This is a genomic window from Micromonospora sp. CNZ297 (genome assembly GCF_007827625.1).
The window spans coordinates 234,690-252,849 of sequence record NZ_VISU01000005.1; the positions used below are offsets into that span (position 1 = coordinate 234,690).

Sequence of the window (18,160 nt, forward strand, 5' to 3'; positions counted from 1 at the left end):
AAGTTTCGCCAGATGTTCAGGCGTAGAAAATCATTGCCGAAGTGACGATCAGGTCGGGATGACCCAAGGCAAAGACAGATATTGATATGACCATGTGTCTCCTGGTGGAGTGTGCGGACAACGGGATCTCCCGTACCCCCAGGAGGTTGTCCATGGCCTTCCGCTCCTCTCCGCTCCGCCGCCGGCTGGCGCTCGCCGCCGTCATCGGCCTGACCATCGTCACCGCGGCCGCCGCGCCCGCCGTCGCCCGGCCCGCACCGGAAGGCTCCGGTGAGCCGGCCACCGTCGCCTACCGGGTGCTCGGCCCGCGTACGGCGGCCGACCGCACCGCGGTCGCCTCCACCGGCGCCGCGATCGACTACTCCGAGCACGGCGTGCTGCACGTCACGGCGACCAAGGCCGAGGCCAACGCGATCACCCGGCTCGGATTCCGGCTCGAGAAGGACGTCGTGCCGGAGCACAACCACGCCGACGGGGGCATGACCGCCAACGCGTTCCCGCCCGCCGACTCGAACTACCACGACTACGCCGAGCTGACCGCCGTGGTGAACAAGGTGGTCGCCGACCACCCGACCATCGCCCGCAAGCTGAGCATCGGCACGTCGTACCAGGGCCGGGACCTGATGGCGGTGAAGATCTCCGACAACGTCGCCACCGACGAGGCCGAGCCGGAGATCCTGTTCAACGCCCAGCAGCACGCCCGTGAGCACCTGACCGTCGAGATGGCGATCTACCTGCTCAACCTCTTCACCGACAACTACGGCAGCGACTCCCGGATCAGCAGCATCGTCAACTCCCGGGAGATCTGGATCGTCCCCACAGTCAACCCGGACGGCAGCGAGTACGACATCGCCACCGGCTCCTACCGCTCCTGGCGCAAGAACCGGCAGCCCAACAGCGGTTCGACAGCCATCGGCACCGACCTGAACCGCAACTGGGCCTACCAGTGGGGCTGCTGCGGCGGCTCGTCCGGCACGAAGTCGTCGGACACCTACCGGGGCCCGTCCGCCTTCTCCGCCCCGGAGACCGCGGCGCTGCGCAACTTCGTCAACAGCCGGGTCGTCGGCGGGGTGCAGCAGATCAAGGCGAACATCGACTTCCACACCTACTCGCAGCTGGTGCTCTGGCCGTACGGATACACGTACAGCAACACCGCCACCGGGATGAACACCGACCAGTACAACACCTTTGCCACCATCGGGCGGCAGATGGCGGCGACGAACAACTACACCCCGGAACAGTCGAGCGACCTCTACATCGCCGACGGCACCAGCATCGACTGGATGTGGGGCGCCCACAAGATCTGGGCGTACACCTTCGAGATGTACCCCGGCTCGGCCTCCGGCGGCGGCTTCTACCCGCCGGACGAGGTGATCCCGGCGCAGACCTCACGCAACCGGGAGGCCGTGCTGATCCTGTCCGAGTACGCCGACTGCCCCTACCGGGCGATCGGCAAGCAGAGCCAGTACTGCTGACCTCACCACCGGGCGGGAACCCCGGTTCCACCCCCGCCGGGGTTCCCGCCCACCCCGCCCGTCCGGACGATCTCCGCTGGTCGTGCGCTACCGTGGCACCGACCGTGCCACAGCGAAGCCGGTGTGAAACCGGCGCTGTCCCGCAACTGTGATGCCCCGTACGCGCGGCGCTGGCCTTCCGCCGGCGCCGACGGACGTGGGACGAGCCAGGTCGCCTGAGGCCCGGTCGCGACACGCGCTCTCGAGGAAGGGCGCCTCGCGGACGGGCCTTTCCCCCTGTCGGCGAAGCACCACACTCCTCGACCGACAGGAGGCCCCATGTCCCGACGTACCCCCCGGCTCTTCGCCACCGCGCTCGCGGCCGGCGTGCTGCTCCTCGGCGGCTGCGCCGAGAAGACCTCGACCGACACCCCCGCCGCCGGCGGCTCCGGCGGCGCGTTCCCGGCCACAGTCGGCAAGCTGACGCTGGAGAAGCGGCCCGAGAAGATCGTCTCGCTCTCGCCGACCTCCACCGAGATGCTGTTCGCCATCGGCGCCGGCAAGCAGGTCACCGCCGTCGACGACCAGTCGAACTACCCGGCCGAGGCGCCCCGCACCGACCTGTCCGGCTACCAGCCGAACGCCGAGGCCGTCGCCTCCCGCAACCCCGACCTGGTGGTGATCTCCGACAACCTCAACAAGATCGCCGACCAGCTCGTCGCGCTGAAGATCCCGGTCCTGCAGATCCCCGCCGCGGCCACGCTCGACGACACGTACCGGCAGCTCACCGACCTGGGTACGCTCACCGGCCACCGGTCCGAGGCGGACGCCGTGGTGCAGAAGATGAAGGACGACATCACCGCGCTGACCAAGGACCTGCCGAAGCGTACGGAGAAGCCGACCTACTACCACGAGCTGGGCCCGGAGCTGTACAGCGCGACCAGCAAGACCTTCATCGGCACCATCTACGCGCTCGCCGGCCTGGAGAACATCGCCGACGCGTCCGACGCCGACGGGAAGAACGGCGGCTACCCGCAGCTCTCCCAGGAGGTCATCGTCAAGGCGAACCCCGACTTCGTCTTCCTCTCCGACACCAAGTGCTGCAAGCAGAGCGCCGACACGGTGAAGGCGCGCAGCGGTTGGTCCGGCATCACCGCCGTGAAGAACAACCAGATCGTGGAGCTGGACGACGACATCGCCTCGCGCTGGGGCCCGCGCGTGGTCGAACTGCTCAAGGTGATCGTCGATGCCACCGCCAAGGTCCCGGCCTGACCGTGGCCCTACGACAGGCGGAATCCGCCCCGAACCCGGCCGGGACGCCCGACGCGCCCCGGCCGGGTGCCCGGCTGCTGTCCCGCCCGGGGCGGCGTGGGGCGCGCGGCGCGGCCGGTGCCCCGATCCGGCCCGCCGGGCTGCGCAAGCGCTGGCTGTTCGCCGGTGTCGTGGCGGTGCTCGTCGCGCTGGTCGCGGGCGTCTCGCTCGGCCCGGTCAGCCTGCCGCCCGGCAGCGTCGCGGCCGAACTGCTCAACCTGCTGCCCGGGGTGCACCTGGACAGCGGGCTCACCGAGCGGGAAGTCGCGATCATCACCGAGCTGCGGCTGCCCCGGGTCGTGCTCGGCCTGCTCGTCGGCGCGCTCCTCGCCCTGGCCGGCGGCTGCTACCAGGGCGTCTTCCGCAACCCGCTGGCCGACCCGTACCTGCTCGGCGTGGCGGCCGGAGCCGGATTCGCGGTCACCGCGGCGATCGTGCTCGGCGCCGGTGCGGGCGGGGCGCTGACCGGGCTGCCGATCACCATTCCGCTGGCTGCGTTCGTCGGGTCGCTCGGCGCGGTCGTGCTGACGTACCTGCTCGGCGCCGCCGGTGGCCGGGACCGGTCCCCGGCCACGCTGATCCTCGCCGGGGTGGCGGTGTCGGCGTTCTTCGCCGCCGGGCAGACGTACCTGCTGCAACAGCACTCCGACAACATCCAGCAGGTCTACTCCTGGCTGCTCGGGCGGCTGGCAACCGCCGGCTGGCACGACGTGTGGCTGGTCCTGCCGTACTTCGTGCTCACCTCCGTGGTGGTGCTGCTGCACCGGCGTGAGCTGGACGTGCTCTCCGTCGGCGACGACGAGGCCGCCGGTCTCGGCCTGCACCCGCAGCGCTCCCGCTACCTGCTGATCGCCGCCGCGTCGCTCGGCACCGCCGCCGCCGTCTCGGCGTCCGGGCTGATCGGCTTCGTCGGCATCATCGTGCCGCACACCATGCGGCTGCTCGCCGGTTCCAGCCACCGGGTGATCCTGCCGCTGTCGATGCTGTTCGGCGGCGCGTTCCTCGCCCTGACCGACGTGGTCGCCCGGACCGCCGCCGCACCCGCCGAGATCCCGATCGGCGTGGTCACCGCGCTGCTCGGCGGCCCGTTCTTCGTGCTGGTCCTGCGTACCGCCCGCCGGGTGGCGATGTGAACGCCCCCGCGGTGCGCGTCCACGACCTGCGCGTCGCCCTCGGCGGCACGCCGGTCCTGGCCGGCGTCGACCTCACAGTCACGGCGGGCGAGTGGGTCACAGTGATCGGACCCAACGGCGCCGGCAAGTCGACGCTGTTGCGCGCCGTCGGCGGCCTGCTCACCGGCCCGGGCGAGGTGGCCCTCTTCGGTACGCCGATCGGCGCGCTGCGTCGCCGCGACCGCGCCCGGATCGTGGCCACGGTGGCGCAGTCCCCTGTCGTACCGATCGGCATGTCGGTGTTCGACTACGCGCTGCTCGGGCGCACCCCGTACATCCCGCCGCTGGGCCGCGAGTCCGCCGCCGACCTGGCCGCCGTGCACGAGGTGCTGGACCGGCTCGACCTGGGTCCGTTCGCCCACCGCGAGCTGGCCACCCTCTCCGGCGGCGAGCGGCAGCGCGTCTTCCTGGCCCGGGCGCTGGCCCAGGGCGCCACCCTGCTGCTGCTCGACGAGCCGACGAGCGCGCTGGACATCGGGCACCAGCAGGAGGTGCTGGAACTGGTCGACCAGCTCCGCCGCGCACACGGGCTCACAGTGCTCGCCACCATGCACGACCTCTCCATCGCCGGCGAGTACGCGGACCGCCTGGTGCTGCTCGCCGACGGCCGGGTGGCCGCCGCCGGGCCGCCCGAGGAGGTGCTCACCGAGGAGTTGCTGGCCCGCCACTACCGCGCCCACATCCGCGTCATCCCCGGCGACCACGGCCCCTTGGTGGTCCCCGTCCGCCCCACCTGACCCCCACCCCACCTCCCGCGCCGTTGATCTTGCACTTCAGGCCCCGGCAAAAGGTGCATATATCGCATCGGGAGGACCGCAACTGCAAGATCGACGGAGGGGTCGGCGACGGCCCTGCTGCTGAACTGTCCACGCCCAGTGTTCGCCGTCTCGAATCCCGGATCAGCGTCCCGGCTGCCGGGATGACGGATTGAATCTTGGTACGAACGGGCCCTTCTGAGGGCCGTTCCGTACCAAGATCTCGGCCGTCCCCGCCTCTCCCCGGCGATCTTGCAGTTCAGGCCCCGGCAAAAGGTGTGTATGCCGCATCGCGAGGGCCGTAACTGCAAGATCGACAGCGGTGCCGGGAGGGGCGGAGGCTCGGGCGGGACGGAGGGCGACGCCGGCGCGGGGGTGGGTCAGCGCAGGGTGGAGACGGAGAAGAGGGCGCCGTCGGGGTCGCGCAGGGCGGCGCTGCGTCCGGCCGGGTTGTCGCGCGGCGGGACGAGGATGGTGCCGCCCAGCTCGGCGGCCCGGGCGGCGGTCGCGTCGGCGTCCTCCACCGCGAAGTACACCGCCCAGTACGCGGGCAGGTCCGTCGGCATCGGCTCGGCCCGGGGCAGCATCCCGGCGACGATCCGGGCGCCGCAGCGCCACCCGGTGTACGCGACCGGTCCAGCCGGGCGCTCCTCCGGATGCCAGCCGAAGACCAGCGCGTAGAACTCCTTCGCACCCTCCGGGTCGGGCGTGACCAGCTCGTTCCAGCACATCGCGCCCGGCGCGTTGTACAGCTCGGCCCCGCGCATCGCCATCGGCTGCCACACGCTGAACACCGCGCCGGCCGGGTCGGCGAGCACCGCCATCCGGCCCTGCTGGGCGACGTCGAACGGGGATACGACCACCTGCCCGCCGGCCGCCTCCACCCGGGTCGCGACCAGGTCGGCGTCGTCGGTCGCCACGTACGTGGACCAGACCGGCACCTGGTCCGGCGTACCGGGTGGCCCGGCCCCGGCGACCGCCTTGCCGTCCTTGCGGAAGACGGTGTAGCCGCCGGCCTCCGGTTCGGGGGAGATCTCTCCGGTCCAGCCGAACAGCTCGGGGTAGAACCGTCGGGCGTCGTCCAGACCGGGCGTGGCCAGGTCCGTCCAGCAGGGCGTGCCGGGCTCGACGCCGTTCACGGTGACCCCTCTCGCCGGGGGCGGCCCGCTCGCCCGCCCTGTCGGCATCGTGGCACCGCCGGGTCGGCCACCGGGCCGGAACCGGACAAAAGGTCAGCTGAAGCGGCGTCCCTCGTCCCGCCGGTACGCCCACCCGGCGAGCGCGGCGAGCACCAGCACCCAGACCACGAGCATCACCAGCGCCCGGGTGTCCGGCCGGAAGTCGGTGACCGCCGCCCAGATCAGTTCCACGGCGCCCCGGGTCGGCAGGTAGGGCGCGATCGCCTTGATGAAGCCGGGCGCGTCGTCCGGCCCGGAGAGCAGGCCACCGCCGAACGCGAGCGGGAAGAAGATCACCTGCGCCACCACGATCGCGGCCTTGCTCGGCAGCGAGTAGCCGATCGCCAGGCCGAGCAGCGTGAACGGCACCGAGACCACGGCGACCGCGCCCAGGCCGAGCAGGAACTGCACCGCGCTGACCCGGGCGTCGGTGGCGACCGCCGCGATCACCACCACCGGGATCATCGAGACGTAGGTCAGGACCACCCCGGCCAGGATCCGCCCGGCCAGCCGCGGCGCCGGTCCGGTCGGCAGGGTCCGGGTGTACGGGTTCCAGGGCTGGTCGCGGTCCTCGGAGACGCCTACGCCGTACTGGAAGATGTTGGCGGTCATCACCGCGAAGGTCACCATGGCGGCGGTGGCGTAGGTGGCGCCGACCGGGTCGTCGCCGGCGAACGGCACCACGAAGAAGAGCATCGAGGCGGCGGGGAAGAACGCGCTGCCCACCACCGCCACCGGCACCCGGATGATCTCCAACAGGTGGTAGCGGGCGTGGATCAGGGCGAGCGGCACGGCGGTCTCCTAGGCAGGGGTGGGCGCGGGCCGGTCGTCGGCCGTGATGGCGAGGAACGCCTCCTCCAGCGAGGTGGGCCGGACCTCCAGATCGTGGAACGGCACCCCGGAGGTGACCAGGTCGCGGACGAGCTGGTCGGCGTCGGTGGTGAGCAGGTGCACCCGCCCGTCGGCGCGTTCGGTGGTGACCACGCCCGGCAGCGCCGGCAGGTCGTCGGCGACCAGGCTGACCCGGCGTACGCCGACGATCCCGCGGATCGCCGCCACCGAGTCGTCGGCGAGCACCCGCCCGTGGCCGATCACCACCACCCGCTGCGCGAGCGCCTCCACCTCCTCCAGGTAGTGGCTGCTCAGCAGCACGGTGCCACCGTCGGCGTGGAAGCCGCGAATCGCGTCCCAGAGCGCGTGCCGCGCCTCCACGTCGAGGCCGGTGGTCGGCTCGTCGAGCACCACCAGCCGGGGACGGCCGACGAACGCCAGCGCCACGGCGAGCCGGCGACGCTGCCCGCCGGAGAGGCCGCCGGTCTGCCGGCGGACCTGGTCGGCGAGGCCGAACCGGTCGAGCAGCTCGCCTCGCGGCACCGGGTCGGGGAAGTGCGCGGAGACGAAGTCGACCACCTCGCCGACCCGCAGCGTGCCGGGCAGGCCGGTCTCCTGCGGGGTGACCCCGAGCTGCCGCCGGCTCGCCGGGTCGCGCGGGTCGCCGCCGCACAGCTCGACCCGGCCGGCGGTGGGGCGGCGCAGCCCGACCAGCAGGTTGATCAGCGTGCTCTTGCCGGCGCCGTTCGGCCCGAGCAGGCCGACCAGCTCGCCGGCCCGGACGGTCAGGTCGACCCGGTCCAGCGCCAGCACGTCGCCGTAGCGGCGGCTGACCTGTTCGGCCTGGGCCAGGATCATCGGCGATCTCCTCGGGCGGAAGGGCTGTGCCTCCCCTGTCTACCGTGCGTGCGCCAGCCGCGCTGTCCCCTGACCGGGTGCTCGCATCCCCTAGTCTGGTGGCGCCGTCGACGACGGTGGAAGTTCCGACCGGACACTGGGGAGGGTCCGTGACCAGTCCGAGCAGGAATCTCGACGTCCAGCCGGAGGCGCTGAGGGCGTTCGCCGCCGCCTCCCGGGACCGGGCCGGCCGGTTCCGCGAGCTGGAGCGGGCGTTCCGCGACGGCCACGTGGCCCGGCACTCCTTCGGCGTCATGCCCGCGTCGTTCAGCCTCGCCGCCGCGTACGAGCAGCAGTTCGAGGCGTGCCTGGAAGGGCTGGCGGACGGCGCCGAGGTGATGGCCGACATCGCCGAAGGGCTCGACGACACCGCAGAGGCCTACACCGGCACGGACGTGGCGAACACCGACATGTTCAAGCCGGGCGTCTGAGGGGGCGGGATGAGCACCGAGGCGCTGCAGCGCAACAAGACCTACTTCGAGCAGATCGTGTCGGGCACGCCCGACCCGTTCAAGCCGCTGTCGAACGCGGTGCTGTGGCCGTTCGAGCAGCTCCTGGAACTGGTCGCCGGTGAGCCGGACGACCTGATGCGGGCGGCCCAGCTCGCGCTGACCACCGGGGAGGCGGTCCGGCGGATCGCCGGGGACCAGGTCGCCGACCGGGCCCGGCTGCGCGGCGCCTGGGACGGCGACGCGGCGGACAAGTTCCACGCCTCGATGGAGTCGGTCGAGGAGGCGATCGAGGAGCTGGCGAAAGGGCTGGACGGCACCAAGGAGGTGCTGGTCGACGCGGCGAACGCCGCTGTGGACGCCTTCAACCTGCTGGTCGAGCTGATTCTGGAGTTCCTGCTCTGGTTCCTGACCGAGGTCATCATCGCCGCCGTGGCGGCCGTGCTGAGCGCCGGTGTGACACTGGCGGCCACTGTGGTGCGCGTGCTGGCCCGGCTAGCCACCACCGTCGGCCGCATGGTCAAGATCGTAGCCCGGTTCGCGGAGATCCTCACCAAGCTGGTCACCAAGCTGGAGAAGGTCGCCGAGCTTCTCATGCGCTACCGCCGGATGGTGCTGGAGCTGCGGCAGGCCAAGAAGGCGTACCGGGCGTGGAACAAGTCCGGCTACACCAGGGAGGCGTTCGCGTTCAAGATCAAACGCGCTGCGATCCTCTTCCCCGGCAAGTTCGCCATCAACCAGGCGTCCCCGGTGAACATCCCGGGCATCGGCGGCGCCCTGCTCGACACCGGGATGGGCCTGCACGACGTCTCCGACGGGCGCAAGGACCGCAACTACCTGGTGGACGGCACGTACCGCGAGGATCTCGGCCCGTACACCAACGGCGTGCAGAACGTGTTCGACTCGATCGTGAACTGAGAGGCAGCAATGACGTTCCCGGCCCTGGACCGGATCGAGGCGCTGGCCCGCAACCTGGACGGGTGGCAGCGCGAACTCGGCGCGCGGATGGCCGAGCTGGAGCAGAGCAGCGCCGAGGGGGTGAGCGACTCCGGCCTGGTCACTGTCGTGGCCGCGGCCGACGGCAAGATCCTCTCCACCGACATCAACGCACGGGCCATGCGTTTCGACTCGTACACGCTCGCCGAGGAGATCACCTCGGCGGCGAACCGGGCGCAGGAGGCCGCCGCCGCCCGCGTACGCGAGATCGTCGGCGAGGTGATGGGCAACGCGCCGGGTGCGGAGCGCCCCGCCGACGACGGCTACGGCCACGACCGATACTGAGCCGATGGACGAGACCAGATACCGCGACCGGATCGGCCTGCTCGTCGAGCCGGGCGAGCGTGTCCTGGCCCACGCCAAGGCCGACGTCGGCCAGGGGCTCGCTCCGGCGCCGCCGCCCGAGCCGGAGTCCACTGCCGAGCCGAGCCGGCGGACGATCGGCTCGGTGCTGCTCAACGTGCTGCTGCCACTGGCCACCTGGGACCGCGGCGACCGCCTGGTCGACGCGATCGGCTGGGGGATCGCCGGACGCGGCGCCCCCGGCACCGCCGCCTCCCGCCTACATCGCGCGCTCCGCCCGCCCCGGCCCGACCTCCAGGTCCGGGAGACGCTGCTCGCGGTCACCGAGCGGCGGTTGCTGGTCTGCCGCACCGGCGGGGTCAAACTGCTCGCCGGGCGCGAGGCCGAGGAACGCGCGCTGGCCGAGACCGCCGTGGCGTGGTCGGCCGCGCGCGGCGAGATCGCCTCCGCGCGGGTGGGCTGGCACCGGCTCAACCCAAAGCGGCTGCGGATCGACTTCACCGACGGCTCCTGGTTGTCGTTCACCGTGCCGATCGCCGAGTCCGGCCGTCCGCTGCGCGAGGTCGCCGCCGCGCTGTCCGCCTGACCGGACCCGCCCCGCCGGGCCCGCGGCGGGCCGTCGAGGACCGCGGTCGGCCAGCCACGTCAGGGCGGCCGGTCCGCCCACGTCCGCGCGGCCGGGCCTCCTCGTCAGGCGGTCAGCGGCGCGGGCAGCGGCTCGCGGTGCAGCACGGCCAGGCGGGAGACCGCCCGGGTCAGCACCACGTAGAGGCGGTGCAGCCCACGCGGCTCGGCGGCCACGATCGCGGCCGGCTCGACGACCACCACGTGGTCGTACTCCAGGCCCTTCACCAGCGTCGCCGGGACCACAGTGACGCGCGCCGCGGCCTCGACGTCGTCGGCCGTGGCGGTCTCGACGCCCGCGTCGGCGAGCGCCGCGCGGAGCCGGTCGACCGCGTCGTCCGCCGCGATCACACCGACCGAGCCGTCGTGCGCGAGCGCCGCCCGCACCTCGGCCACCGTCGCGGCCGTCAGGTCCTCGGCGGTACGCACATCGAGCGCGCCGTCGTTGCGCAGCGACCGGGCCGGGGGTACGTCGACGGCGAGCGCCGGCAGCAGCCGGTTCGCGAACGCCACCACGGCGGCGGGCACCCGGAAGCCCACGCTCAGCGGCACCACTGCCGCGTCCGGCTTGCCCAGGTGGGCCAGGGAGTCCCGCCAGTCGGTGGCCGCCCACGGCGCGGTGCCCTGGGCCAGGTCGCCGAGCAGCGTGATCGAGCCGTGCTCGCTGCGCCGGGCGATGGCCCGGCACTGCATCGGGGAGAGGTCCTGCGCCTCGTCGACCACCACGTGCCCGAAGCCGGCGGGCCGTTCCAGCAGCCCGGCCACCTCGTCGATGAGCACCGCGTCGGCGGCGGTCCACCGGGTCGCCTTCGCGGTGCGGCTGATCTTGCCGGAGCGGAACAGCTCCTGCTCCTCGGGCGTGAGCAGGCCGTCCGCGGCGGCGGCGAGCGCGTCGGCGTCGGTACGCAGCCGGTGCACCAGCCCGTCCGGGGTGAGCGCCGGCCAGACCGCGTCGAGCAGGTCGGTGACCGGCTTGATCCGGCTCATCCGGCGCAGCCAGGCGTCGCTCGGTGACTCCGCCCGGCGCGCCTCCGCCTGGCGTTGCAGCAGCCCCACCACCCGCGCCCGGACCCGCTCCCGGCCGGTGGCGTAGGGCAGCCCTTCCCCGCGGGTCTCGGTGACCAGCCGGTGCAGCGGGTCCAGCCCGATCCGCCACCGGTACGAGCCGTCCGACACCATGATCGGCTCGGTCGGCGTACCGATGTGGGCCTCGACGGCCCGGCGCAGCACCTCGGCCATCCGGACGTCGTGCTTGAGCGCGGCGGCGGCCGGGTCGTCGACCGCGCGGACCGGCACCCGCGCGACCAGGTCCTCCACTGTGGCCTGCTCGACCTCGACCTCACCGAGCGCGGGCAGCACCGCCGCGATGTACGACAGGAACGCCCGGTTCGGCCCGACGATCAGCACACCCGAGCGGCGCAGCCGTTCCCGGTGCAGATAGAGCAGGTACGCGGCGCGGTGCAGCCCGACCGCCGTCTTCCCGGTGCCCGGTGCGCCCTGCACGCAGATCGAGTCGGTCAGATCGGCCCGGACCAGCTCGTCCTGCTCCGGCTGGATGGTGGCGACGATGTCGCGCATCGGGCCGACGCGGGGACGCTCGATCTCGGCGGTGAGGATGCGGCTGGCGGTGCCGAGTTCCTCGCCCCGGTCCAGGTGCTCGTCCTCGAAGCTGGTCAGCGTCCCGGCGCTGAACCCGAACCGGCGGCGTACGGCGACACCCTGCGGGTCGCGCGCGCTCGCCCGGTAGAAGGACCGGGAGACCGGGGCCCGCCAGTCCAGCACCAGCGGTTCGCCCAGCTCGTCGGTGACGTGCCGCCGCCCGACGTGGTACTCCCGCCCGGCGTGGTCCGGGTCGTCGCCGCCGAAGTCCAGGCGGCCGAAGAACAGCGGGGTGGTCGGGTCGTCGGCCAGTTCCTTGACCCGCCGGGCCATGTGCCGGCCGAGCTGCTCGGCGGTGTACGAGTCTCCGGCCACCTTGTCGCCGGTGGAGAAGAGCGCCTCGGCGCGTTCCCGCATCCGGGTCAGCGCGGCGCGGGAGGCGTCGAGGTGGGCACGCTCGGCGGCCAGTTCGGCGTCGAGGCTCGGTGTGGCGTCAAGGTCGGTTGCGGGCACGGTGAACTCCGATGGCTCAACTGAGGCTCGCTCGCGTGTCCGGGGCGGTTGGCCTGCTCCCGGCGCGGGGACGTCCGCTGCGGTGCATGCTCACCGCGGCCGTCGGGCGGTCCTCCACGCTACGGGAGCACCGGCAGGTCGCGCCAACGATTTTCGGGATGGCTGGCGTTTCGCTCGACCCGGCCTCCACCTTAATAATATTATTAAGTCCGGAGGTGGGGGATGGAGTGGGAGATCCTGATGACAGGGCAGGTGGAGGAGTTCCTCGATCAGCTCTACGTCCTCGACCGCGACTCCCATCGCCTCGTCAACCAGGCCATCCTGGTGCTGGAACGCAACGGGCCCGCCGAGGGGCGACCTCTCGTCGACAGCATCACCGCCTCGCGTCTGAGCAACCTCAAGGAGCTGCGACCGCCGTCGGCGGGGCGCACCGAGATCAGGATCCTGTTCGTCTTCGATCCATGGCGCTCAGCGGTGCTGCTGGTCGCCGGCGACAAGTCCGGGCAGTGGACACGGTGGTACCGCGAAGCCATACCGGAGGCGGAGCAGCTGTACGACACGTACCTGAAGGAACGGCAGGAGGAGAACCGATGAGCGGCGTCAAGCGCTGGCGTGACACCACCCACCTGGACCGGGCGATCGACACTGCCGGCGGCCCGCGCGCGTTCGAGGCCGAGGTCGGGGAGATGCTCGATCAGGCGCGTGGGTGGCGGCTCGCCGAGCTGCGCAAGCGGCGGGAGATGACGCAGGAGCAGGTGGCGTCGAGGATGGGTGTCTCGGTCGCCCGGGTCTCGCAGATCGAGGCGGGCAACGTCGCGACCCAGGAGGTGCTCGCGCGCTACATCGGTGCGCTCGGCGGCACCCTCAAGTTGATCGCCGACTTCGGCGACGAGCAGCTCAAGGTCGCCTGAATCCGATGGTTCCACCGCTGGATCCCGGCGTCCGCCGACGCGGGATCATTGAGGCATGACCGAGGCGCTTCCCGGCCGGAGCCGGGTGACGATCAGTGATCCGCAGGTGATGCGGGCACTCGCTCACCCGGCCCGCATGGCGATCATGGAACATCTCGGCACGCTGGAGGGCGGTGCGACGGCCACCGAGTGCGCCGAGATCGCCGGCCTCTCGCCGAGCGCCACCAGCTATCACCTGCGCGAGCTGGCGAAGTTCGGGCTGGTCCAGCAGGCACCCGGGCGGGGTGACGCCCGGGAGCGGCTCTGGCAGGCGGTGAATCCGTCGTACCACGTCGAGGTGGGGCCGGACGCCGACCCGGAGGCGCGTGCCGCCGAGGCGGCCCTGGTCGAGGCGCACATGGTCCGCGACGCCCAGCGGGTCCGGGACTGGTTGCGCCGCGCGCCGGACGAGTCGCCGGAGTGGTACGCGGCGACCTGGTTCAGCGACAGCATGCTGCTCATGACCGCCGAGGAGCTGACCGAGCTGAACCAGGCGATCCAGGCGCTGATGGAGCCGTACCGGCGGCGGACGCGGACCGATCCGCCGGCCGGGGCCCGGCCGGTGGCGACGCAGTACCGGGCGATGCCCGTCGACTGAGGGGTTGCGCGCGTCAGTTGTGAAGGATTACTTTCGAAGTATGTCCTTCACAACTGACGAGTCGCGCTGGCCGGACGTCTGGCTCGCGGCCACCGCGCGCGGCATCTCCAGTTGCGGGGACTTCCTCGCCGCCGCCACGCTCACGCTCGCCCTCCAGTCCGCCGGCGCCGGCGGACTCGCCGTCTCCGGGCTGCTGCTCGCCGCGACGCTGCCGCTCGTGGTGCTCGCGCCGCTGACCGGCCGGCTCGCCGACCGGGTGGACAGCCGGCTGCTGCTCGTCGCCGCCGGTCTCGCGCAGGCCGCGGTCTGCCTGGCCCTCGCGTACGCGCGGGATCCGGTGCTGGTGATCGCACTCGTGGCGCTGCTCGCGACCGGGCTCGCGGTCACCCAGCCGGCGATCGCCGCGCTGGTGCCGGTGATGGTCCGGCCCGAGGACCTGCCCCGGGCGGGCGCGCTCAACCAGACCGCCGGGACGCTCGGCGCGCTCGCCGGTCCGGCGCTGGCCGGGCTGCTCGTCGGGCAGTTCGGCACCCGGGTGCCGCTGCTCGTCGACGCGTTCAGCTACCTCGCGCTGGTGGCGGCCGGGCTGCTCATCCGTACCCGCAGGGGAGGGCGCCGGACGCCGGCCGCGGTCGCCGCGGCGGTCGCGCCCGCGTGGCGGCTGCGCCGCGACCCGCTGCTGACGGTGATGGTCGGCAGCGTGGCCGCGGTGATCGGCGCGGTCGGCGCGGTGAACGTGATCGAGGTCTTCTTCATCCGGGAGACGCTCGGCAGCAGCACCACCGTGTACGGCCTGGTCACCGGCTCCTGGACGCTCGGCATCGTGCTCGGCGCGTGGCTGTTCGCCCGGGTCGCCCGCCGGCTCGCCGACGACGGCGCGCTGCTCGGGGCCGGGCTGGTGCTGCTCGGCGGCTGCTGTCTGGCGGTGCTCGTCTCGGCCGCGGTGCCCTCGGCCTGGCTGCTCGTGCCCATCTGGCTGGCGGGCGGCGTGGCGAACGGCGGCAACAACGTCTTCGACCAGTTGCTGCTGGCCCGGAGGGTGCCCGAGGCGTCCCGGGGCCGGGCGTTCGCGGTCTTCGGAGCGGCGGCGCAGGGCGCGGCGATGGGCGGCTACCTGGTCGGGGGCCTGCTGCTGGAGGTGGCCGGCCCGCGTGTCCTGATCGCCGGCTGCGGCGTGGCCGGCCTGCTGGTCGTGGTGGCGCTGCTCGGGCCGGTTCGCCGCGCGGTACGCGCCGAGCGCGCCGCCGCCCGTACGGCCACGCCTGCCGCCGTCTCCGTGGCGGCGAAGTCCGTCTGACCGCTGGCGTTAAGAAGGGGCCCTTCCTCTACCGGAGGCGTTAACAAGGGGCCCTTCCTTCCCGCCGGGTGCGGAGTTCACCACTCGATCGGATCCCCCGGCGGCGCGGCGGAAGCCACGGCGATACGGTCGGGTCATGGCCGACCGCATCGCCCGCCCCCGGGTGGGGCACATCCAGTTCCTCAACTGCCTGCCCATCTACTGGGGGCTGATGCGGTCCGGCGCGCTGATCGACGTCGACCTGCACAAGGACTCGCCGGACCGGCTGAGCGCCGACCTGGTCGCCGGTGACCTGGACATCGGCCCGATCACGCTGGTGGAGTTCCTCAAGCACGCCGACGACCTGCTGCTCCTGCCCGACCTGGCGGTCGGCAGCGACGGGCCGGTGCTCTCGGTGAACGTGGTGTCCACCCGCCCGCTGGGCGAGCTGGACGGCGCCCGGGTGGCGCTCGGCTCCACCTCGCGTACCGGGGTGCTGCTGGCCCAGCTGCTGCTCGCCGAGCGGCACGGCGTGCGCCCGGAGTACTTCCGCTGTCCGCCGGACCTGACCCAGATGCTGCTGGAGGCCGACGCCGGAGTGCTCATCGGCGACGTGGCGCTGCGCGCGCTCTACGAGGCGCCGGCCAAGGGTCTCGAGGTGACCGACCTGGGGCAGGCGTGGCACGACTGGACCGGCCTGCCGATGGTGTTCGCCGTCTGGGCGGTACGCCGCGAGTTCGCCGCCGCCCACCCGGGCCTGGTCAAGGAGGTGCACGAGGCGTTCCTGCGCTCGCGCGACCTGTGCCTGGCCGAGCTGGACCAGGTGGCGGAGGCGGCGGCCCGCTGGGAGACGTTCGACGCGGCCACGCTCGCCACGTACTTCCGGGCGCTCGACTTCTCGCTGGGCGAGCGGCAGGTGGCCGGGCTGCGCGAGTTCGCCCGCCGGGCGGCCGCGCACGGGGAGGTGCCGGCGCTGCCGGCCGGCGGCCCGGAGTTCTTCCAGGGCTGACCGCGAGGGCTGGCCGCGCGGGCCGCGCGAGGGCTGGCCGCGCGGAGTCAGGCCGGGCGTGCCTGGGTCAGGTCGCGGGGCGCAGCAGCGCCTTGGTGATCCGTTCGCAGGCGTCCATGCCGTACTCCCAGCCGCCTTCGACGCCGAACGGGGTGCGCAGCATCACGCCCATCGTCCAGGTGTCGCCGATGGCCAGGCAGTTGACGTGGTACTCCTCTTCCTTGTCCCGGTCGATCCACCCGTTCTTGATGGCGATCTTCTTCTGCTGGGCCGCCGGGAACGCCTTGCGGATGCCGAAGTCGCCGGGAGCGCGTACCTGGCGCATCTCGTTGAGCAGCCACTTGGTCCACTTCGGCCCGGCCGCCCGGCCGTCGTCGATGCAGAGACCGAGGCGCGCGGTGTCCCGAGGGGACAGCTCGGTGCGGCTCCAGCCGCCGTCGGAGGCGACCTCGCTGTCGGTCAGCCTGCAGATCGAGATCAGCCGCTCGATCGAGTCCGAGCCGCCGACGTTCTCGTAGAACTCCTGCGCCCGGGTGTTGTCGCTGTCCCGGATGATCTTCGTGGCGTCGGCCAGCTTCGCGTCGCTCGGCGTCCGGCCCTCCGCGGCGCTCAGGCGCAGGTAGTCGGCCACCACCCAGGACTTGATCAGGGACGCGGTGGTGCTCGTCTCGCCCATGTTCGCCGAGCCGATGATCTTCCCGGTGCGCTTGTCCAGCACGGACCAGGCGTACCAGCCCTTGATCTTGAGGCTGTCCAGGTTCTTTGCCTGGAACGGCAGCGGGGCGATCGACGGTGAGGGGGCGACACGCGGCGCGTTGCGGTCGACGGACTGCTGCGTGGACCGTTCGCTCGTCGGCTCGGGATGCGAGTTCGCGGTGGCCTCCAGCGGGGAGCCGGGGATCACACGCAGGGAGAGGCCGAGCAGGCCGACGAGGGCCGCAGCCAGGGCGCTGAACGCGAGCGGGCGCCGGTAGCTGCCGGGCCGACGCCGGGCACCGGCCATCAGAGCTTCCCGACCGGCTGTTGCGGCACCTTGAGCGCGGCGCCGGGCTGCGGCGCCACGAGCTGGGTGGCGACGGCGGCGCACATCTTCGCACCGTACGGCAGACCGGAGCTGCCCGGGTACCGCATCATCACGGAGAGACTCCACTTGTCGGTGAACGCCAGGCAGCTGACGTGCCAGTTGCCGTCGTAGGCGAGCTGCGTCCAGCCGTTCTTCATGTGCACCGGGCCCTGCGACTTGATCGTCGCCGGCAGGCCGTCGATGATGCCCCACCGGCCGCCGCCGGACCGCGCGCCCTGCTTGCTGACGCTGCCGGCCACCTTGGTCATCTCGCTGAGCAGCCACTTGGTCCACTTGGGGCCGGCGGCGCGGCCGTCGGCGATGCAGTCGCCGAGGCGGGCCGCGTCCCGGGGGGACATCTCGGTGAAGCTCCACCAGCCCTTGTAGTCGGGCACGCTACCGGGCCTGGTGTCGGTCAGGCCGCAGATCTGGATCGCCCGCGCGATGACCGGGTCGGGCCGGCCGCCCGGCTGGGGCTTGTAGGAACCGCCCGCCGCCCGGTACACCGCGTTCGCGCCGTCGTCGTCGCTGTCCCGGATCGCCAGGATCGCCGCCTTCTTGAGCCCGGCGCTCGGCTGCTTGTCGCCGAGCTGGCGAAGGTAGTCCGCGATGATCCAGGCCTTGAGCATCGACTCGGTGGAGCTGGTCTGGTTCATGTTCTTCGCGCCGGTGACAGTGCCGGTCTCGCGGTCCATCAGGGCCCAGGAGAAGAACTCACCCTTGAAGTTCACCGACACCGGGGCGTCGGCGAGCGTCGGGGGCGCCGGCGCGGTCGGTGCCGGCGCCGGGACCTGCTCGCCGCCGCCGAGGCCGCCCGCGCCGTCTCCGCCGGAGAGCTTCGCGTACGCGGCCGGCACCAGCATGACGCCGCCGATGAGGACCGCCACGATGGCGAGCACCAAGGTCACGCGAGGTCGCATGAGTGGTGAGCTCCAGATGTCTGGCCGGGGGGACCGGCGCTTCCGCATGGGTTCGGCCCGGTCGCCACTAGGCCGGGGGACGGTGGCCTGAACGGTGACGATCATGAAGCCGAACGGTTTGCCGGTCGGAAGTCTACTTCCGGACAGCGCGGATGCCAGGTCTCGACACCCGTGACTTTGCCGGGTGGGCGGGATATTGAGCTGCTTTGCCGCTCTTGGGGGATTTCTGCGATCAGCGGTGATCGACATCACAGCTACCAGG

General features: G+C 72.4%; 18 protein-coding genes, 1 pseudogene and 1 riboswitch. Of the genes and pseudogenes, 13 read left to right on the top strand and 6 right to left on the bottom strand.

Annotated features, from left to right (window positions below):
- Positions 1-152 precede the first annotated feature (152 nt).
- The 4 genes and pseudogenes from FB454_RS12180 to FB454_RS12195 all read left to right on the top strand — a co-directional run.
- Positions 153-1,472 (top strand): annotated as a pseudogene (locus FB454_RS12180) (M14 family metallopeptidase); the annotation flags it as partial.
- Positions 1,473-1,592: 120 nt separating this feature from the next.
- Positions 1,593-1,686: riboswitch (cobalamin riboswitch) on the top strand.
- A 107-nt stretch (positions 1,687-1,793) separates the two neighbouring features.
- Positions 1,794-2,726 carry an ABC transporter substrate-binding protein gene (locus tag FB454_RS12185; RefSeq protein ID WP_013473539.1) on the top strand — a complete coding sequence of 311 codons (933 nt, stop codon included), beginning with the start codon at positions 1,794-1,796 and terminating at the stop codon, positions 2,724-2,726.
- Between the two features lie 77 nt (positions 2,727-2,803).
- Complete coding sequence (locus FB454_RS12190; RefSeq protein WP_369752213.1) at positions 2,804-3,898, top strand: FecCD family ABC transporter permease; 1,095 nt, start codon at positions 2,804-2,806, stop codon at positions 3,896-3,898.
- Positions 3,895-4,674: an ABC transporter ATP-binding protein gene (locus tag FB454_RS12195; RefSeq protein WP_013283573.1), complete on the top strand. Its 780-nt coding sequence runs from the start codon at positions 3,895-3,897 to the stop codon at positions 4,672-4,674. Before FB454_RS12190 ends, FB454_RS12195 begins: the two co-directional genes overlap by 4 nt.
- Before the next feature lie 398 nt (positions 4,675-5,072).
- Here the strand turns inward: FB454_RS12195 and FB454_RS12200 are convergent, their stop codons facing one another.
- The 3 genes from FB454_RS12200 to FB454_RS12210 form a co-directional block, all read right to left on the bottom strand.
- Positions 5,073-5,831 (bottom strand): VOC family protein, encoded by a 759-nt coding sequence (locus FB454_RS12200; RefSeq protein WP_013283574.1) that lies wholly within the window; start codon positions 5,829-5,831, stop codon positions 5,073-5,075.
- A 93-nt stretch (positions 5,832-5,924) separates the two neighbouring features.
- On the bottom strand, positions 5,925-6,662 hold the full coding sequence (locus FB454_RS12205; protein WP_013283575.1) for an ABC transporter permease: 738 nt from the start codon (positions 6,660-6,662) through the stop codon (positions 5,925-5,927).
- Positions 6,663-6,671: 9 nt separating this feature from the next.
- Positions 6,672-7,559 (bottom strand): ABC transporter ATP-binding protein, encoded by an 888-nt coding sequence (locus tag FB454_RS12210; RefSeq protein ID WP_013283576.1) that lies wholly within the window; start codon positions 7,557-7,559, stop codon positions 6,672-6,674.
- 149 nt (positions 7,560-7,708) lie between these two features.
- Between FB454_RS12210 and FB454_RS12215 the strand changes: the two genes are divergently transcribed.
- Genes FB454_RS12215 through FB454_RS12230 form a run of 4 tightly spaced genes read left to right on the top strand, consistent with a single transcriptional unit; the run spans position 7,709 to position 9,932 of the window.
- Complete coding sequence (locus tag FB454_RS12215) at positions 7,709-8,029, top strand: type VII secretion target (protein ID WP_091330396.1); 321 nt, start codon at positions 7,709-7,711, stop codon at positions 8,027-8,029.
- A gap of 9 nt (positions 8,030-8,038) precedes the next feature.
- On the top strand, positions 8,039-8,965 hold the full coding sequence (locus FB454_RS12220; RefSeq protein ID WP_145822960.1) for a WXG100 family type VII secretion target: 927 nt from the start codon (positions 8,039-8,041) through the stop codon (positions 8,963-8,965).
- Between the two features lie 9 nt (positions 8,966-8,974).
- Positions 8,975-9,328: a YbaB/EbfC family nucleoid-associated protein gene (locus FB454_RS12225; RefSeq protein ID WP_013283579.1), complete on the top strand. Its 354-nt coding sequence runs from the start codon at positions 8,975-8,977 to the stop codon at positions 9,326-9,328.
- Between the two features lie 4 nt (positions 9,329-9,332).
- Complete coding sequence (locus tag FB454_RS12230; protein ID WP_013283580.1) at positions 9,333-9,932, top strand: hypothetical protein; 600 nt, start codon at positions 9,333-9,335, stop codon at positions 9,930-9,932.
- 104 nt (positions 9,933-10,036) lie between these two features.
- On the opposite strand, the gene FB454_RS12235 is transcribed toward FB454_RS12230, so the two are convergent.
- Positions 10,037-12,082 (bottom strand): HelD family protein, encoded by a 2,046-nt coding sequence (locus tag FB454_RS12235; RefSeq protein ID WP_013283581.1) that lies wholly within the window; start codon positions 12,080-12,082, stop codon positions 10,037-10,039.
- A 222-nt stretch (positions 12,083-12,304) separates the two neighbouring features.
- Between FB454_RS12235 and FB454_RS12240 the strand changes: the two genes are divergently transcribed.
- From FB454_RS12240 to FB454_RS12260, 5 genes are all read left to right on the top strand, one after another.
- Positions 12,305-12,676, top strand: a complete 372-nt coding sequence (locus FB454_RS12240) for a type II toxin-antitoxin system RelE/ParE family toxin (RefSeq protein WP_013473543.1) — start codon at positions 12,305-12,307, stop codon at positions 12,674-12,676.
- Entirely contained in the window at positions 12,673-12,993 is a 321-nt protein-coding gene (locus FB454_RS12245; RefSeq protein ID WP_030273570.1) for a helix-turn-helix domain-containing protein, read from the top strand. Before FB454_RS12240 ends, FB454_RS12245 begins: the two co-directional genes overlap by 4 nt.
- 55 nt (positions 12,994-13,048) lie before the next feature.
- A complete protein-coding gene (locus FB454_RS12250; RefSeq protein WP_013283582.1) occupies positions 13,049-13,630 on the top strand; it encodes an ArsR/SmtB family transcription factor in 582 nt (193 codons plus the stop codon).
- A 40-nt stretch (positions 13,631-13,670) separates the two neighbouring features.
- Positions 13,671-14,927: an MFS transporter gene (locus FB454_RS12255; protein ID WP_047892127.1), complete on the top strand. Its 1,257-nt coding sequence runs from the start codon at positions 13,671-13,673 to the stop codon at positions 14,925-14,927.
- Positions 14,928-15,063: 136 nt separating this feature from the next.
- Positions 15,064-15,915, top strand: coding sequence for a menaquinone biosynthetic enzyme MqnA/MqnD family protein (locus FB454_RS12260; RefSeq protein ID WP_013283584.1), 852 nt, complete (start codon positions 15,064-15,066; stop codon positions 15,913-15,915).
- 67 nt (positions 15,916-15,982) lie between these two features.
- Here the strand turns inward: FB454_RS12260 and FB454_RS12265 are convergent, their stop codons facing one another.
- Positions 15,983-16,918 (bottom strand): hypothetical protein, encoded by a 936-nt coding sequence (locus FB454_RS12265; protein ID WP_013283585.1) that lies wholly within the window; start codon positions 16,916-16,918, stop codon positions 15,983-15,985.
- Positions 16,918-17,898 (bottom strand): serine hydrolase, encoded by a 981-nt coding sequence (locus tag FB454_RS12270; RefSeq protein WP_013473547.1) that lies wholly within the window; start codon positions 17,896-17,898, stop codon positions 16,918-16,920. The genes FB454_RS12265 and FB454_RS12270 overlap by 1 nt, the downstream gene beginning before the upstream one ends.
- Positions 17,899-18,160: the final 262 nt, after the last annotated feature.

Coding starts and splice junctions, on each gene's coding strand:
- FB454_RS12185 (WP_013473539.1), top strand. CDS start 1,794: ATGTCCCGACGTACCCCCCGGCTCTTCGCCACCGCGCTCGCGGCCGGC.
- FB454_RS12210 (WP_013283576.1), bottom strand. CDS start 7,559: ATGATCCTGGCCCAGGCCGAACAGGTCAGCCGCCGCTACGGCGACGTG.
- FB454_RS12220 (WP_145822960.1), top strand. CDS start 8,039: ATGAGCACCGAGGCGCTGCAGCGCAACAAGACCTACTTCGAGCAGATC.
- FB454_RS12225 (WP_013283579.1), top strand. CDS start 8,975: ATGACGTTCCCGGCCCTGGACCGGATCGAGGCGCTGGCCCGCAACCTG.
- FB454_RS12230 (WP_013283580.1), top strand. CDS start 9,333: ATGGACGAGACCAGATACCGCGACCGGATCGGCCTGCTCGTCGAGCCG.
- FB454_RS12240 (WP_013473543.1), top strand. CDS start 12,305: ATGGAGTGGGAGATCCTGATGACAGGGCAGGTGGAGGAGTTCCTCGAT.
- FB454_RS12245 (WP_030273570.1), top strand. CDS start 12,673: ATGAGCGGCGTCAAGCGCTGGCGTGACACCACCCACCTGGACCGGGCG.
- FB454_RS12250 (WP_013283582.1), top strand. CDS start 13,049: ATGACCGAGGCGCTTCCCGGCCGGAGCCGGGTGACGATCAGTGATCCG.
- FB454_RS12255 (WP_047892127.1), top strand. CDS start 13,671: ATGTCCTTCACAACTGACGAGTCGCGCTGGCCGGACGTCTGGCTCGCG.
- FB454_RS12260 (WP_013283584.1), top strand. CDS start 15,064: ATGGCCGACCGCATCGCCCGCCCCCGGGTGGGGCACATCCAGTTCCTC.
- FB454_RS12265 (WP_013283585.1), bottom strand. CDS start 16,918: ATGGCCGGTGCCCGGCGTCGGCCCGGCAGCTACCGGCGCCCGCTCGCG.
- FB454_RS12270 (WP_013473547.1), bottom strand. CDS start 17,898: ATGCGACCTCGCGTGACCTTGGTGCTCGCCATCGTGGCGGTCCTCATC.